The sequence below is a fragment of the Arthrobacter paludis genome (assembly GCF_056782315.1).
In genome coordinates, this window is sequence record NZ_JBXAEW010000009.1 from 100,100 (window position 1) to 115,067 (window position 14,968).

At 73.4% G+C, this 14,968-nt stretch carries 14 protein-coding genes; 6 read left to right on the plus strand and 8 right to left on the minus strand.

All coding sequences use genetic code 11. From position 1 onward, the window contains the following. Positions 1 to 17: 17 nt before the first annotated feature. A complete protein-coding gene (locus tag AC1Q5D_RS09335; protein WP_481738318.1) occupies positions 18 to 140 on the minus strand; it encodes a hypothetical protein in 123 nt (40 codons plus the stop codon). Positions 141 to 580: 440 nt separating this feature from the next. Between AC1Q5D_RS09335 and AC1Q5D_RS09340 the strand changes: the two genes are divergently transcribed. Both AC1Q5D_RS09340 and AC1Q5D_RS09345 read left to right on the plus strand, forming a co-directional pair. Beyond that, complete coding sequence (locus tag AC1Q5D_RS09340; protein WP_481738319.1) at positions 581 to 1,186, plus strand: SipW-dependent-type signal peptide-containing protein; 606 nt, start codon at positions 581 to 583, stop codon at positions 1,184 to 1,186. A gap of 66 nt (positions 1,187 to 1,252) precedes the next feature. Next, on the plus strand, positions 1,253 to 2,311 hold the full coding sequence (locus tag AC1Q5D_RS09345) for a signal peptidase I (protein WP_481738320.1): 1,059 nt from the start codon (positions 1,253 to 1,255) through the stop codon (positions 2,309 to 2,311). A gap of 15 nt (positions 2,312 to 2,326) precedes the next feature. Here AC1Q5D_RS09345 and AC1Q5D_RS09350 read toward each other — a convergent pair whose 3' ends face one another. Next, entirely contained in the window at positions 2,327 to 3,913 is a 1,587-nt protein-coding gene (locus AC1Q5D_RS09350) for an SLC13 family permease (RefSeq protein ID WP_481738321.1), read from the minus strand. An 88-nt stretch (positions 3,914 to 4,001) separates the two neighbouring features. On the opposite strand from AC1Q5D_RS09350, the gene tsaD reads away from it, so the two are divergent. Together tsaD and AC1Q5D_RS09360 are read left to right on the plus strand one after the other, a co-directional pair. Then, positions 4,002 to 5,072, plus strand: coding sequence for a tRNA (adenosine(37)-N6)-threonylcarbamoyltransferase complex transferase subunit TsaD (gene tsaD / locus AC1Q5D_RS09355; protein ID WP_481738322.1), 1,071 nt, complete (start codon positions 4,002 to 4,004; stop codon positions 5,070 to 5,072). Positions 5,073 to 5,075: 3 nt separating this feature from the next. Then, positions 5,076 to 5,447, plus strand: coding sequence for a hypothetical protein (locus tag AC1Q5D_RS09360; RefSeq protein WP_481738323.1), 372 nt, complete (start codon positions 5,076 to 5,078; stop codon positions 5,445 to 5,447). A 440-nt stretch (positions 5,448 to 5,887) separates the two neighbouring features. Here the strand turns inward: AC1Q5D_RS09360 and AC1Q5D_RS09365 are convergent, their stop codons facing one another. The 5 genes from AC1Q5D_RS09365 to AC1Q5D_RS09385 form a co-directional block, all read right to left on the minus strand. Next, positions 5,888 to 6,016, minus strand: a complete 129-nt coding sequence (locus AC1Q5D_RS09365; RefSeq protein WP_481738324.1) for a hypothetical protein — start codon at positions 6,014 to 6,016, stop codon at positions 5,888 to 5,890. A gap of 193 nt (positions 6,017 to 6,209) precedes the next feature. Next, the gene (locus tag AC1Q5D_RS09370) at positions 6,210 to 8,195 is read right to left on the minus strand and encodes an acyltransferase family protein (protein ID WP_481738325.1); all 1,986 of its coding nucleotides are present in this window, start codon (positions 8,193 to 8,195) and stop codon (positions 6,210 to 6,212) included. Between the two features lie 130 nt (positions 8,196 to 8,325). Next, positions 8,326 to 9,114 (minus strand): 2-keto-4-pentenoate hydratase, encoded by a 789-nt coding sequence (locus tag AC1Q5D_RS09375; RefSeq protein ID WP_481738326.1) that lies wholly within the window; start codon positions 9,112 to 9,114, stop codon positions 8,326 to 8,328. A 132-nt stretch (positions 9,115 to 9,246) separates the two neighbouring features. Further along, positions 9,247 to 9,768 (minus strand): hypothetical protein, encoded by a 522-nt coding sequence (locus tag AC1Q5D_RS09380; RefSeq protein ID WP_481738327.1) that lies wholly within the window; start codon positions 9,766 to 9,768, stop codon positions 9,247 to 9,249. Positions 9,769 to 9,970: 202 nt separating this feature from the next. Next, positions 9,971 to 12,139, minus strand: coding sequence for an acyltransferase family protein (locus AC1Q5D_RS09385; RefSeq protein WP_481738328.1), 2,169 nt, complete (start codon positions 12,137 to 12,139; stop codon positions 9,971 to 9,973). Positions 12,140 to 12,288: 149 nt separating this feature from the next. Here AC1Q5D_RS09385 and AC1Q5D_RS09390 point away from each other — a divergent pair, with 149 nt between their 5' ends. Further along, positions 12,289 to 12,927 (plus strand): VOC family protein, encoded by a 639-nt coding sequence (locus AC1Q5D_RS09390; RefSeq protein ID WP_481738329.1) that lies wholly within the window; start codon positions 12,289 to 12,291, stop codon positions 12,925 to 12,927. Positions 12,928 to 13,257: 330 nt separating this feature from the next. Here the strand turns inward: AC1Q5D_RS09390 and AC1Q5D_RS09395 are convergent, their stop codons facing one another. Further along, complete coding sequence (locus AC1Q5D_RS09395) at positions 13,258 to 13,881, minus strand: hypothetical protein (RefSeq protein ID WP_481738330.1); 624 nt, start codon at positions 13,879 to 13,881, stop codon at positions 13,258 to 13,260. A gap of 176 nt (positions 13,882 to 14,057) precedes the next feature. On the opposite strand from AC1Q5D_RS09395, the gene AC1Q5D_RS09400 reads away from it, so the two are divergent. Further along, on the plus strand, positions 14,058 to 14,963 hold the full coding sequence (locus tag AC1Q5D_RS09400) for a D-alanyl-D-alanine carboxypeptidase family protein (protein WP_481738331.1): 906 nt from the start codon (positions 14,058 to 14,060) through the stop codon (positions 14,961 to 14,963). Positions 14,964 to 14,968: the final 5 nt, after the last annotated feature.

Below are 14,968 nucleotides of genomic sequence, written 5' to 3' on the forward strand. Positions count from 1 at the left end.
CGTGCGTCGTGTTGCGGCTACATGCCGACCATGATCGTCGCGGCCGTGGCGACGGCCAACAGGACGACGGCGATGGTCGCCAGGCGCTGGCGCATGATGTGGCGCTGGCGCGCGACGGCGTACTCGTCGAGATGCTTCATCTTCGTTCCCCCCCCAAGGAGCCCCAATATGTTGTCAGTGGAAATGCTACGGGAGCGATACGGGATTTGTCGCTTTAAACGACAAATTAACACGGGGGACTATTCGCGACGGGATTTCCGGGGATAAGGGACCCCCTTGGGAACTCTGAGTTGCCTGTCGAGTCCTTGTCAAAACCTCGGGGTTTCCTTGCGTACCGTCTTCCGGGACGCCCTAGGCTGAGGGTGCTTCAGGCCACGACCGGAGGCCCTGGCCGGACCAGACCAAGCGCCCGGCCGGTCCTTGCGGGCCTCCGCGGTAGCCGGGGCATTTAAATTCTGATGAATAAATCGAGGGGATTGGGGGACTGCCTGAGCGGTCCCCGGGGGAGCCGTTGTCCTGAGGGCGTTCGGCTCCTTCATCATTCGGGCGCAGCAAAGCGCCCACAACCAGGGGGAACATCATGGAACAGCAGAAATCGAAAAAGGTCCGCGCCGTCCTCGCCGGGGGGCTGGTGCTCGGCGTCGGGGCCGCCGTCACGCTGGCCGCGTGGAACGACTCCGAGTTCGCGCAGGGCAGCTTCGAGGCAGGCGTCTTCAACGTCCAGGGCAGCGACGACGGACAGGCCTTTGCGGACCACGCCACGCAAGGCACGGCGCTGGCGCTGACATTCTCCAACGTCGCCAGCAACCTCACGCCGGGGGACACCGCCTATGCCTCCTACTGGGTCCGGCTGACGGGTGATTCGACGTCCAACGGTGAGTTGACCCTCACGCAGGCCAGCGGCACCGGCGCCAACGCCGGCTCGATCAGCTACCGCGTGTTCGCCGTCGAGGGCGGCGACTGCGAGGCCGGAAACGCCACCGGGACCAACCTCGCGACCGGCGCGGACCTCAATACGGTGACCGCGGGGACTCCCGCGACCCTGAGCAACACCGTCAATGCGGAGACCGCCGCGACGGCCCCGGTCCAGCTCTGCATGGCGGTGACCTCGTCGTCGGACCAGACTGCGTTCCAGCAGGGCGAGACGACGACGGCCGTCTGGCACTTCACCGCTACGAGCGTCTAAGCGGGCTGCCCACGGTCCGGCCGCGGCATGGGGGCGGCCGGACCGGGCCTACGGGAGGAGGGGGCGATGAGGCACGCCCAAGTCGCCGCGGGCAGGCGTTGGCGCGAGCGCTGGGCCGACTGGGCCCTGACGGCAGCGGCCGGCGGGGGAGTGGTCTGCATGCTGCTCGTGGTCCTCGCCGTCGTGTTCGACATCTCGCTGATCATGTTCAAGACCGGCTCCATGTCGCCCACGATCCCGGCTGGGTCCGTCGCCGTCGTCCGCGAGATTCCTGCCACCGAGGTGGCGGTGGACGACGTCGTCACCGTGGAACGCCCCGGCAACCTGCCCGTGACCCACCGGGTCACGTCCGTCCGCCCGGCCGGGGACCTCGGCCTGCGCACGATCACGATGCGCGGCGACGCCAACGACTTCAATGACCCCGCGCCCTACACTGTCGCCCGCGTGCGCCTCGTCGAGGGCTCGGTCCCCGGGCTCGCGCACGCCATCGTCCGGCTCGGCGACCCGCTCGTTCTCGGGCCGACCGCGCTGGGAGCGGCGGCGCTCGTGACCTGGGCGTTCTGGCCCCGCAGCGGCGACGGCGCGCCCGGGCCGAGCGGCCGGGGACGGCGTGGGCGCCGCCGGGCGCGTGGACGCCGGTGGGTCAGGGCGGCGACCGCCGGCACCGTGGTGGCCGTCGCCGTCGCCGCGCTCGGCCCGGGCGCCGCGCCGGCAGCTGCCGCCTGGCGTGATCCCGGGTACGCTGCCGCGACCCTGAAGGCACTGCTCCTGCCGGGCGTCGGCACCGTCTCCTGCGCCGACGGAAACTCTGCGAGCCTGGCCTGGTCCGACGTTCGGGCCGGGATTCCGGCCCATGCCAATGCCCGCTACCGGATCGCCGTGTCACGCTCCGGAGGCGCCTACGTCCAGGCGTCGACGCAAACGTCCAACACCTACTCGCTGACCCGAAGCGGCCTGCAGCAGATCTTCGGGACCGCGTCATCGGCCACGTACACCGTTCGGGTGCGCACCGCGGCGACCGGCGCCGACGGCAGCCTCGAATGGGAGTCTGCGGCGACCAGCACCCGGCAGGTCGAATACTCGTCGGGGATTCTTGGGGCCTTCGACGGTTTCACGTGCCGGTAGCGCCCGAAACCCTGCTCAGTACACGATCCCGAACGCCCACACGGCCAGCGTCATCGTCGCCAGGGTGATGAGGACGATGCCCAGCACGTTGAGCCAGACCCCGCCCTTGATCATCTGGGCGATGGTCACGTAGCCGGAGCCGAACGCGATGGCGTTCGGCGGCGTCGCCACCGGGAGCATGAACGCGCACGTCGCGGCCAGGGCCACGGGGATGGCCAGCAGCATCGGATCCAGCCCCAGGCCGAGGGCCACGCCTCCGGCCACGGGGAGGAACGTCGCGGCCGTGGCCGTGTTGCTGGTCAGTTCGGTCAGGAAGATGACGCCGGTGGCGACGACGACGACCAGGACCACCGTCGCCACGCCGCCGAGCGCCTCCACGCGGGTGCCGATCCACTCCGTCAGCCCCGAATCGGAGAACTGCGACGACAGTGCCAGGCCCCCACCGAAGAGCAGCAGGACGCCCCACGGGAGCTTCACGGCCGAATCCCAGTCCAGGAGGCGCACGCCGCGTTCCGCGCCGGCGGGCAGGATGAACAGCAGCAGCCCCGCCAGCATGGCGATGCCGGCGTCGCTGATGGGCGGTTCGTCGAAAACGGCCGGCAGGCCGACCCAGCTCAGCGCCGCGAGGGCGAAGACGCCGAGCACCAGCTTCTCGCCCGTCGACATGGGGCCGAGGTGGTGCAGCTGGTCGTGGATGAGCTTCCGACCGCCCGGGATCTCGGACACCTCGGGCCGGAACAGGACCTTCGTGAGCAGGAACCAGGCGGCGAACATCATCACCACGGAGATCGGCACGCCCACGAGCATCCACTGCCCGAATCCGAGGCTGATGTCGTGGGCCTCTTCGAGATAGCCCGCCAGCAGCGCGTTGGGCGGCGTCCCGATCAGCGTGCCCAGGGAGCCGATGGAGGCGGAGTACGCGATCCCCAGCATGAGGCAGGTGCCGAAGTTGGACTGGATCACCGCCTCCCTGACCTCCTCCGACTTCGGGGCACGACCGGGAGTGGCTCCCTCCAGGGTCCCGGCCAGCAGGAGCACGGACACGCCGATGGGCAGCATCATCACGGCCGTGGCCGTGTTCGAGACCCACATGCTCACGAACCCGGTGGCGACCATGAACCCGGCGACCATGTGGGCCGGCTTCGTGCCCATGATGCTGACCGTGCGCAGCGCGATCCGCCGGTGCAGGTTCCAGCGCTGCATGGCCAGGGCGATCAGGAAGCCGCCCATGAAGAGGAAGATGATGTCGTCGCCGTACTGGGCGCCCACGTCGCCGATCGGCACGCCCGACAGGACCGGGAACACGACCAGGGGGACCAGGGCGGTCGCCGGGATCGGGATCGCCTCCGTCATCCACCAGGCGCCCATCAGCACGGCGGTGGCCGCCGTGATCCGGGCGGCGTGCGCCAGGTCGTCCGGCATGGCGAGGTAGACGGCCACCGCGAGGACGAGCCCCGCCGTGAAGCCGCCCCATTTGATCCGGTGCGAGTGGGGACTGTCGGCCGACGCGCGCTCGCCGGGGGACCGGTGGTCGACCTCCGTGGACTCGGCGGGGCCCGGAGTCTCCGGGCGGTTCGATTCTGCTTCAGGACGTGGTCTCATGTCCGATGCCTTCTCCGGGTGCGGTTGGTCCCCCGATTGTGTGGCGGCCTCCGCGGGATGGCAATGGTGCCCGCGTAGGATGGACGCCATGACCGCCGCCACCGCCCCGCTCGTCCTGGGCATCGAGTCCTCGTGCGACGAGACCGGCGTCGGAATCGTCCGCGGCACCGAGCTGCTGGCCAACGCGGTCTCATCCTCCATGGAGGAGCACGTCCGCTTCGGCGGCGTCATCCCCGAGATCGCCTCCCGTGCGCACCTCGAGGCCATGATCCCCACCCTGCAGAGCGCCCTCGACACCGCCGGCGTCCGGCTGGACGACGTCGACGCGCTCGCCGTCACCTCCGGCCCCGGCCTCTCCGGCGCGCTCATGGTCGGCGTCGCGGCGGCCAAGGCCCTCGCCGTGGCGACCGGCAAGCCGCTCTACGCCGTCAACCACCTCGTGGCGCACGTCGGTGTCGGCGTTCTGGACGGCGGGGAGCTGCCCGACTCGCTCGGCGCCCTGCTGGTCAGCGGGGGCCACACGGAGATCCTGCGCGTGGACTCCCTCGCCACCGACGTCACCCTGCTCGGGGCGACCATCGACGACGCCGCCGGCGAGGCCTACGACAAGACCGCGCGCCTGCTCGGCCTCGGCTACCCGGGCGGGCCCGTCATCGACCGCATGGCCCGGGACGGCGACGGCACCGCCATCCGCTTCCCGCGCGGCCTGACCGCCGCCAAGTACATGGGCACCGCGGAGAAGCCCGGCAAGCACCGGTACGACTTCTCCTTCTCCGGCCTGAAGACCGCCGTGGCCCGCGCCGTCGAGCGCTACGCCGCCGAGGGGCAGGAGCCCCCGATCGCGGACATCGCCGCGTCGTTCCAGGAGGCGGTCGTCGACGTCGTGACCTCGAAGGCGGTCCTGGCCTGCCGCGAGCACGGCCTGGAGAACCTGCTGCTCGGCGGGGGAGTGGCCGCGAACTCCCGGCTGCGCGAGCTGCTCGCCGAGCGGTGCGCCGAGGCCGGCATCGCGCTGCGCATCCCGAAGCCCGGCCTGTGCACCGACAACGGGGCCATGGTCGCCGCCCTGGCCGCGCAGGCCGTCGCCGCTGGCGTCCGGCCCTCCGGGATCTCCTTCGCGACGGACTCCGGCCAGCCCGTCGACGCCGTGGTCCTCTAGCCGATGCCCATTGCCTACTCCCTCACCATGGGGGTCCTCGTGGCCTTGGGCATGGTGCTCGTCTACCTGGGGGCCTGGGTGCAGCGGGGGCTCTGGCGCCGTTGGGCCGAGACCCGGACGGCTGGCGTCTTCCCGCACTGGGGCGTCGGCCTGGGGTACGTGGGCGCGGGGCTGCTGGTCGCCGCGTCGGGAATGGCCATGCGCGACCTCTTGGACCCGCCCACCGAGCTCCGTGTCGCCTGGGGCTTCTACCTCGTGGGCGCCGCCGTCGGCCTCTTCGGCCTCGTCGGAGGGCTCACCCGGATGCCGCGTCGGCTGGTGCCGCGCTGGCTGCGCGAGCACTACGCCCGCCACGGGTACGGGCCGCGGGCCTGACGCGAGGCCCGGACTCTGGGGATCGCGTGGCGCCGTGGTTCACGGAAAAGCCCCCCAACGAGCCACCCTTCCGGGCCCCACGGCGCCGCGCGTCCCTTCACCCTCCACGCTAGGGCCCTTGGGGCGCACGGAGTGCGTACTTCAGGGGTATGCGCGGAAAATATGCAAAACTTTAATCAAAACTGCGGCGCTGGCAGGCGGGAATCATGGACCGCGCACCGGACCACGCAGCTGCTCGAGTCCCACGCGGACGGGCTGCAGGTCCTGCCGATCATCACCGACACGGACGAGTGCCGGGTGGTGCCGGAGGCGGGCGGCGCGCTTGAGGCCGCCCCCGCCGGCGGCGGACCGTGCGCGGGCGGCCGTCCACTCGATCCAGAACCTGCGGGTACTCGAGGACGCCGTGGCCTGCTTCGAGTGGGACTGGGCGTAGCCGGCCGCTAGGCGGCCCGCGGCTGGTCGGACTCCGCCCGCTCGGCGTGCGCCGGGCAGAACGGGTCCTTGACGGCGATGATCCTGGTGTCGCGTGCGTTGCGGATGCACAGGCACACGCTGCGGTCCTCTTCCATGGTTTCCCCCCGATGTCCATGTCCACCTCCCCCAAGGTGGTGGTACAAAGGTACGCCCAGGAGCGCGGGTGTGGCGTGCGTCACAACAGGGATGGCGCATCCGGGCCCTCCGCCGTCGGGCAACGTCCCCCGGGCCGCGCCAGCGCAGACCGCCGCGCCGGCGGCGCGGACCGCCGCGCGGCGGCGGGACCGGCTACGCCCCGACCGGCACCCCGAGCTCCGCCAGCTCCCGGCCCAGCGCCGGGGCCAGCGAGCGGGAGAACGTGGCGGTGAGGTGGTTCGTGTCCCGGTAGACCAGCACGTCGCCGATCACCGCCGGGCACGTGGCCTCCGGGCACACGTGCCCGGTCAGATCCACGACGTCCACCCCGGGCACCTGCCCGGCGGCGGCGAGCTGGTCCTGCTGGCCGTCCTGCCCGGCCCGGGCCAGGGGCACGGCGCAGGCGGCCCAGTCGTCCGGGTGCTCGGCGACGCACTCGGGCACGTTGACATTCGGCCGGGGCGTGTCCGCGATGACCGCGAATGGGACCCGGGCGTCGCCCAGGCCGCCCCACGCGTCCGCGAGCGCGGCCGGGAAGGCGCCGCCGCCGGCCATCTCGTACGAGGCCGAGCTCAGCACGACGAAGTCCGGCTTCCCCGGCCCGGTCAGCTGGTCCATCAGGTCGGCGTTCCACGCCGCGCAGGAGTCGTACGGCTCGGTCTCGGACACGACCACGGTCTCGGCGGCCACCGGGCACGCCGACTTCGTGTACGTCTCCAGGCGCCAGCCGTTCTCCTCGGCCAGGCGCACCATGGCCGGCACCCAGTGCGCGGCGTGCGAGTCCCCGGCGATCGCCACCGTGTAGTCCCCGGCCGGGTCGCCGTACACGCACGCCGCCGCCTCGGTGCTGGCCTGGTCCTGGTGGCAGCCGTCGGCGTAGGGGCGCGGGTTGTCGTCCTTCGCGGCCGACGGCAGCGGCGTCAGCGCTCCGAACGGCGGCGGCGTGAGCGCGACGGCGGACGCGGCGAGCGCGCCGGCCAGGATCCCGGCCGCGCCGAGGGTGAGCGCGCGGCGCGGCGGCTTCAGCCGCGGCGCCGCCATGAGCGGGCGCTCCACGAGCCGGTAGCTCAGCCAGGCCGGGACGACGGCGAGGGCGACGACGGCGAGGCCCTGCCGGGTGGTGAGCCCGTCGAACACGTGGTCCGCCACGACGAGCAGCGGCCAGTGCCACAGGTACAAGGAGTAGGAGATGTCCCCGACCCAGCGGGCCGGCGGCAGGGACAGCAGCGCGCCGGCGCCGGTGCGGTCCCGGCCGCCCAGGCCGGCGGCGATCACGGCGGCGGCGCCGAGCGTCGGGAGGAGGGCGGCCACGCCGGGGAAGGCGGTCTCCTTGCTGAAGAAGAGCCCCGCGTAGGCGATCGCGGCCAGTCCGCCCCAGCCCAGGAGCCCGGACCAGGGGGCGCGGAGGCGGGGGAGCAGGGGGGCCCCGAAGGCGAGCAGCGCTCCGATGCCGAGCTCGTGCGCCCGGGTGGTGGTCACGAAGTACGCGGCGCCGGGGTTCGCGGCCGTCAGGTGCGCCGAGTAGGCGAGCGACGCCAGGGAGCCGGCGGCGACGGCCGCCCCGACCCAGGCCCGGGGCACCCCGGTCCGGCCGCGCCGGGCGGCGAGCCACACGAGGCCGACCAGCAGCAGCGGCCAGACCAGGTAGAACTGCTCCTCGACGGCGAGGGACCAGAAGTGCTGGACGGGGCTGGGCGCCTCGTCGTTGCGCAGGTAGTCCGTAGCCGAATCGGCGAGCATCCAGTTCACGACGTTGAACGCGCTGCCCGCGATCTCCCGCGCGGTGTTCTCCCAGCGCGTGGACGGCAGCAGGGCGACGGTCATCGCGGCCGTTGCGACGAGCACGAGCGTGGCGGCGGGCAGGATGCGCCGGGCCCGGCGGGCGTAGAAGTCGGTGAGGCTGATCCGGCCGGTGCGGTCCAGCTCCTTGAGCAGCAGGCCGGTGATGAGGAACCCGGAGATGACGAAGAAGACGTCGACGCCGACGAATCCGCCCGGCACCCGGCCCAGGCCCGCGTGGTAGAGCAACACGAGCCCGACGGCGACGGCGCGCAGGCCCTGCACGTCGGTGCGGAAGCCCCTCGGCGGGGCGGGCGTCTGCGGGGTCTCGGGAACCCGGTCGCGGGTCAGGAGGGACATGCGGGCTCCGGCGGGGGCGGGGGAGGGGACGCCCCAGATCCTACCGGGCGCGGGCGTGCGGCCCGGACCGCCCCGCCGCCGGGGCCGGCGGATCCCGGGCGGGAGGATGCGCGCGGGGGCGCCGCCGTCGTCATCCCCGCCCGGCCGGGACCTCCACGCTGCCCAGGGTCGCGAAGCGCGCCGTGAACCGCTTCGCCGGGTCCATCTCCACGGCGTCGGTGAGGCCGCCGGTGAGCACGAGGGAGCCGGCCGGGATGGACAGCCCGCGCCGGTGCAGGGCGTTCGCGGCCAGCGCCAGCGCGGCGGCCGGGTGGCCCTGCACGGCGGCGCCGGTCGCGCGGTCGACCTCCTGGCCGTCGACCTCGACGACGACCTCCTCGGCGGCCAGGTCCAGGGCGTCGGGCGCGAAGCCCTCCTCGGAGACGACGAAGTAGGACGAGGACGCGTTGTCCGCCACGACGTCCGGCAGCCGGAAGCGGAAGTCGCGGAAGCGGCTGTCGATGACCTCGAAGCCCGCGTGGACGCTGCCCACGTGCTCGAGGGCGGACTCGACGGTCACGCCGGGGCCGGCGAGGTCCTTGCCCATGGTGAAGACGATCTCCGGCTCGATGCGCGGGTGGATCAGCCGCGAGTACGGGGCGGGGGAGCCGGTCGGGATGCGCATGGCGTCGGTAACGACGGCGGTGAGCGGGCTGTCGATGCCCATCCGCTCCTGCTTGGCCCGCGAGGTCAGGCCCAGCTTCACGCCGACGACCATCTCCCCGGAGGCGACGCGCAGCCGGATGAGCTCGTCCTGGATGCGGTAGCCGGTCTCGGCGTCGAGCTCCGGCCACGTGTCGGTCAGCGGCTCGGTGTCCCGGCGGTCGCGCTCGGCGGCCAGCAGGTGCTCGGCGGCGGAGAGGACGGTCCAGTCCGTCATGCGGTTCCCCTTTGTCGGTCGGATGCTCGGCGCCGGTCCCGGCGCCGGATCCAGCCTACGCCGAAGGGCGGCCCCGGACGGGGGGGTAGGGGGAGTCCGGGACCGCCCTTCGACGGTGGGGTGGGGTGGGGGTCAGGCGGTCGCGGGGGCCTCGGTGAGCGGGACCTCCTCGACAACTGGGGCCTCCTCGACGATGGGCGTCTCGAGGACGTCGTCCTCGTCCTCGTCGGCCACGCCGTTGGCGTCGGAGTCGGCGTCCGTCTCGCGGGCGTCGTCCTCGTCCTCGTTGGCGATGCCGTCCAGGTCGTGGTCCTCGTTGCCGTCCACGACGCCGTCGCCGTCCGTGTCCGCCACGGTGCCGGAGGTGCGGGTCTGGATCTCGTCCTTGTCGTCGGAGCCGTCGTTGTCCGTGTCCTCGTCGCGCGGATCCGTGCCGCGCTTGTACTCCTGGAGGGCGTTCACGCCGTCGCCGTCGACGTCGTAGCGGGCGTCCTTGGCCAGCTTCGGGTTCATCTTTGCCTTCAGCTCCCAGGCGTTGGGGATCCGGTCGCGGTCCGTGTCGACGACCTTGGCGGCGGTGGCGGGGGCGGCGCCGGCGGCGAAGGCGAGAGCGACGCCGAGGGCGGCCGTGCCGGTGACGATCCGTCGGATCATGGGGTTCTCCTGATGATTGCGGAGGGCCCGGATGGGGCCGGGCGAGAAGTGGCCGCCGGGGGGCGGGTACCACCAGCGTAGGAACGGCCAGTGCGGGCGGGGAACGGGCCTGCGGGGCTCCTCGCGGTACGGTGCGCCGATCCTGCGGAGGGCGGCGCGTACCGCAGGGAATACGCAGGGCCGCCCGGGGCGTCGGGGGCGATCAGCCGGCGCGGCCGCCCGCAGCGGACACCGGAGCGCCGAGGTCCGCCAGCTCCCGCCCGACCGCGGGGGCCAGCGTGCGCGAGTACGTGGCCGTGAGGTGGCCGTTGTCCCAGAAGACCATGGCGTTGCCGATCACGGCGGGGCACATCCCGTCCGGGCAGACGCTCTCCCGCACGTCGACCACGTCGACGCCGCCGAGCTCGCGGGCCGCCTGCCGCTGGTAGGCCCAGCCCTGGTCGGCTGCCTCGGCGACGGGGACGGCGCATGCGTCCAGGGCGTCCGGGTGCTCGGCGACGCACTCGGCCCCGCCGACGCCCGGCTGGGGCGTGTCCGCGATGACGGCGAGCCCGACGCCGGCGCCCCGGAGCCGGCCCCACGTGGCGGCCAGGCCGTCCGCGAGGGAGCCGCCGTCGGACATCGTGTGGGAGGACGAGCTGACGAGCAGCAGGTCCGGACGGTCGGGGCCGGTGAGCGTGTCGAGGACGTTCTCGTTCCAGTCCGGGCACGTGGCGTACGGGGTGCCGGTCGCGAGGTTGACCATGCCCTCGGCGAGCGGGCAGGAGGCCTTCGTATAGGTCTCCAGGCGCCACCCGTTCTCCTCCGCCACCCGGGTCAGGGCCGGCACCCAGTGCAGGGCGTGGGAGTCGCCGGCGACGGCGACCGTGTAGTCCGACTCCGGGTCGCCGTACACGCACGGCTTCGCCTCGGTGCCCTTGGAGTCCTGGTGGCAGTCGCTGGCGTACGGCGCGGGAAGGTCCTTGGCGGCGTCGGCGGGCAGCGGCGTGATGGCCTCGACCGGGCGGGCGGGGTCCGCGGCCCCGGGGTCCCGGGCCAGGGCCTCGGCGCCGAGCAGTTGCCCGGTGGACGCGTCCACGGTCTTCAGGCCCTGTCCGGCGGGGGCGACGGCGACGGCCGCGGCCGCGAGCGCGCCCGCGAGGATGCCGGCCGCGCCGAGCGCCAGGGCCCGCCGTGGCGGTCGGAGCCGCGGCGCCGCCACGAGCGGCCGTTCGACGTAGCGGAGGCTCAGCCAGGCGGGGAGCACGGCGAGGGAGACGACGGCGAGGCCCTGCAGTGGGGTCAGCCCGTCGAGGAGGTGGTCGGCCACGACGACCAGCGGCCAGTGCCACAGGTAGAGGGAGTAGGAGATGTCGCCGACCCAGCGGGCCGGCGGCAGGGACAGCAGCGCGCCGGCGCCGGTGCGGTCGCGCCCGCCCAGGCCGGCGGCGATCACGGCGGCGGCGCCGAGCGTCGGGAGGAGGGCGGCCGTGCCGGGGAACGCGGTGTCCCGGCTGTAGAACAGCCCGGCGGCGGCGATGGCGGCCAGGCCGGCCCAGCCCAGAATGCCGGTCCAGGGCGCGCGGAGCCGGACCAGCGCGGGGGCGCCGACGGCGAGCAGGGCGCCGATGCCGAGCTCGTGCGCGCGGGTGGTCGTGGCGAAGTAGGCCGCGCCCGGGTTGGCGGCGGTCAGGTGCGCCGAATGGGCGAGCGACCCGAGGGAGAGGGCCGCGATGGCGAGGGCCACCCACGGGCGGGGGATTCCGGCCGGTGCGGCGAGGCGCCGGGCGCCGCCCATGGCCGGCGAGGCGGCCGCGCGGATCCGCTCGCGGCCCGCGAGCCAGACCAGGCCAACCAGCAGCAGCGGCCAGACGATGTAGAACTGCTCCTCGACGGCGAGGGACCAGAAGTGCTGGACGGGGCTGGCGGCCTCCTCGTTGCGCAGGTAGTCCGTGCTGGACTCGGCGAACATCCAGTTGACGACGTTGAACGCGCTGCCGGCGATCTCCCGGGCGATGTTTTCCCACCGGGTCGGGGGCAGCAGCAGCGCGGTCATGGCGGCCGTGGCGAGCAGGACGACCGTGGCGGCGGGCAGGATGCGGCGGGCCCGGCGCGCGTAGAAGTCCGTGAGGCTGATCCGCCCCGTCCGGTCCAGCTCCTTGAGCAGCAGGCCCGTGATCAGGAACCCGGAGATCACGAAGAACACGTCGACCCCGACGAACCCGCCCGGGACGAACCCGAGGCCCGCGTGGTAGAGCAGCACGAGCCCGACCGCGACGGCGCGCAGGCCCTGCACGTCGGTGCGGAAGCCGGCGGGCGCGCCGGAGGGGCGCCGCGCGGCCGCGGGCGGCGCCGGGCGCGGGCGCGTCCGGTCGATGGTCAGGAGGGCCATGGGTCTCCGGCGGTGGGCAACGGGGGACGCGGCGATCGTACCCAGCGCGGGCGGGCCAGCAGGGGAGCCCCGCCGTCGCCGACGCCGGACGAGGCATCCGGTCAGGAATCGAGAAGCACGGTCGTGGATCCGTCGATAGATTTGCGGGCATGGACACCACGACCATTTCCATTGATTCCGTGGCCCTCGAGGCCGCCGACGTCGCCGCCGCCGAAGCGTTCTACTCCGCGCTCGGCCTCTCCGACCGTGTGCGTGTCCGGTCCGCCGAGGCCTCCGGCAGCGGGTTCCGTGGCTACACGCTCTCGCTGGTGGTCGCCCACCCCGGGCCCGTGCGCGCGTACTTCGACGCCGCACTCGCGGCCGGGGCGACGGCCCTCAAGCCGCCCAAGGCGAGCCTCTGGGGCTTCGGCGCCTCCGTTCAGGCGCCGGACGGGGCGGTTTGGACGATCGCGTCGTCCGCGAAGAAGGAGCCGGCCGGCGCCGGACCGGCGCCCCTGGCGTACGAGGATCTGGTGCTGCTCCTCGGCGTCGAGGACGTGAAGGCGAGCAAGCGGTTCTACGCCGAGCGCGGCTTCGCCGTGGCGAAGAGCTTCGGCGGGAAGTACGCGGAGTTCGAGACGGCGGGGCCGGGCCTCAAGCTCGCCCTGAATCCGCGCCGCCTCGCTGCGAAGAACGCCGGGGTCGACCCGGAGGGGAGCGGGCCGCACCGGATCACCGTGCACGGCACCGCTGGCGCGTTCACGGACCCGGACGGTTTCGTGTGGGAGGACGCGCCCGCCGGACGCTGAGGCCGCCGTGCACACGCGCGCGCCGCCGGTCGATTCCCGGCACGGTGCCCCCCGGTGGCCTGGCGCGCGCACCTGGCTCAGGATCGTTGGTACTTATCTCCTTTTTGGGGAAATCGTTCTTAGGTATCCGGGCCCTGGGCCCCGATTCGCCTGTTGAGCTACGAACGGTTCCTTGATTCCCGCAATAACTGCCATCGATTCCGGGAAGACGGAAACAACGACGAACGATTGCATCGGCGGCGGGGGTGTGCGGCTGCCGGCCCGGTGTGGCCACGGTGCGGCCGTGCCCGGCGGCGGGAGGAGGGACCCCCGCGGCCGCAGACGTCCCGCCTACGCGAACGCGGTGACCAGCCAGCCGCCGTCGGCGTCGTGCGCGGGGGAGAGCTCGATGGTCTCGGCCGTCCCGTCGGAGAAGTGGATCGTGAACTGCCGGGTGTCGGCGCTGCCGCCGTCCCCGGCCTCGACGCGCTCGACCTCGCGGTCCACCAGGTACTGCTCGTTGGTGCCGGAGAACCCGGAGAGGAACTCCTCGCTCGCGTGCGGGGCCATCGCCTTGAGCCAGGCCTCCTTGCCGACCTCGGCGTTCGCGTAGGCCTCGGCGAACGCCGCGGCCACCGGCTCGGGCTCGCCGACCTTGGGCGTGCGGGACGCGGACGGGGCCTTGGGCGACGACGGCGCGGCCGACGACGCCGGGGCCGTCGCCGCCGGGGACTCCTCGGGCGGCACGGACTCCAGGGAGGGGCTCTCGGCGCGGGCGGTGTCCGTCGGCACGGGCTCGATGCTGGCCGACGCGCTCGCCGATGCCGACGGGGCGGCCGGGGCCGAGGATGCGGCCAACTCGGAGGCCGCCGGGTCCTCCGCGGCGCCGCCGCACGCCGACAGGCCGATCATCGCGGCGATCGCCACGCCGGTGGCTGCTGCGACCCGCCGGTGCGACTGGTTGTTTGCCCCCACGAAGGTGCCTTCCTCCCGGGCCCGGCACGCCGGGCCGCCGAATCCCGCCCGGCGTCCGGACGGTTTTGTGTCAAGGACAAGAGTACGGCCACGGACGCGCACGACATGCGCACGGTCATGCAAGGACATCCGCAGGGCCGGTTCCCATGTGGGACCGGATAAGGGACGATGGACGCATGCGCTTCCCCCGCCCCACGCCCGCGCGCAGGCGCCCGGCGACCCTCCTGGCCGCCGCCGCCCTGGGCCTCGCCCTCACCGCCGGCACGCTTCCGGCCGCGGCGGCGCCGCCGTCGTCCACCGCGTCCGGCCTCCAGGCCGCCGCCGTCGTCCCCGCCACGACCACCACCACGGCCGCGGCCGTGGAGCGGGACCCCAGCCAGCCCGGCGTGCTCGTGAACCGCCAGCACCCGCTGGTCCCGGTGCGGTTCGCGCCGGCGCTGCGCACCGCGCAGGGCAGCCACCAGCTCCAGCCCCAGGCCGCGTACGCGTTCCGGCTCATGGCCGCGGCCGCGCAGCGGGACGGGGTGGGGCTGCGGATCACGTCGTCGTACCGCTCGTACACGTACCAGCAGAACCTCTACACGAGCTACGTCGAGCGCTGGGGCCACGTCTACACCAACACCGTCTCCGCGCAGCCGGGGACCTCCGAGCACCAGACCGGGCTGGCAATCGACGTGGCCACCCCGGCCGGGGTCGTGTCGTGGATGCGGTACAACGCCCACAACTACGGCTTCATCCTGCGCTACCCGGACGGGCAGGCCCCCGTCACCGGGTACCGGTACGAGCCGTGGCACTACCGGTACGTGGGCACCACGATCGCCAAGGCCATGAAGGCGCAGCGCACGCCCACGCTCGAGCACCACTACGGGGGCGCCGAGCCGACCCCGGCGACCCGCTACGCGACCGTCGACGCCACCGTGCGCGCGTGGCCGGGGACGCAGTACCGGCTGGTGACGATCGTGCCCCGGGGGCACCGGACGCTGGCCACCGGCAAGGTCGCCCGCGGCTGGCACCAAGTCCGCTACGGGACGATGGTCGGCTGGGTGCCCTGGACGGCGCTGTCGGGGAAGCCGCCGGCGTAGCCCGG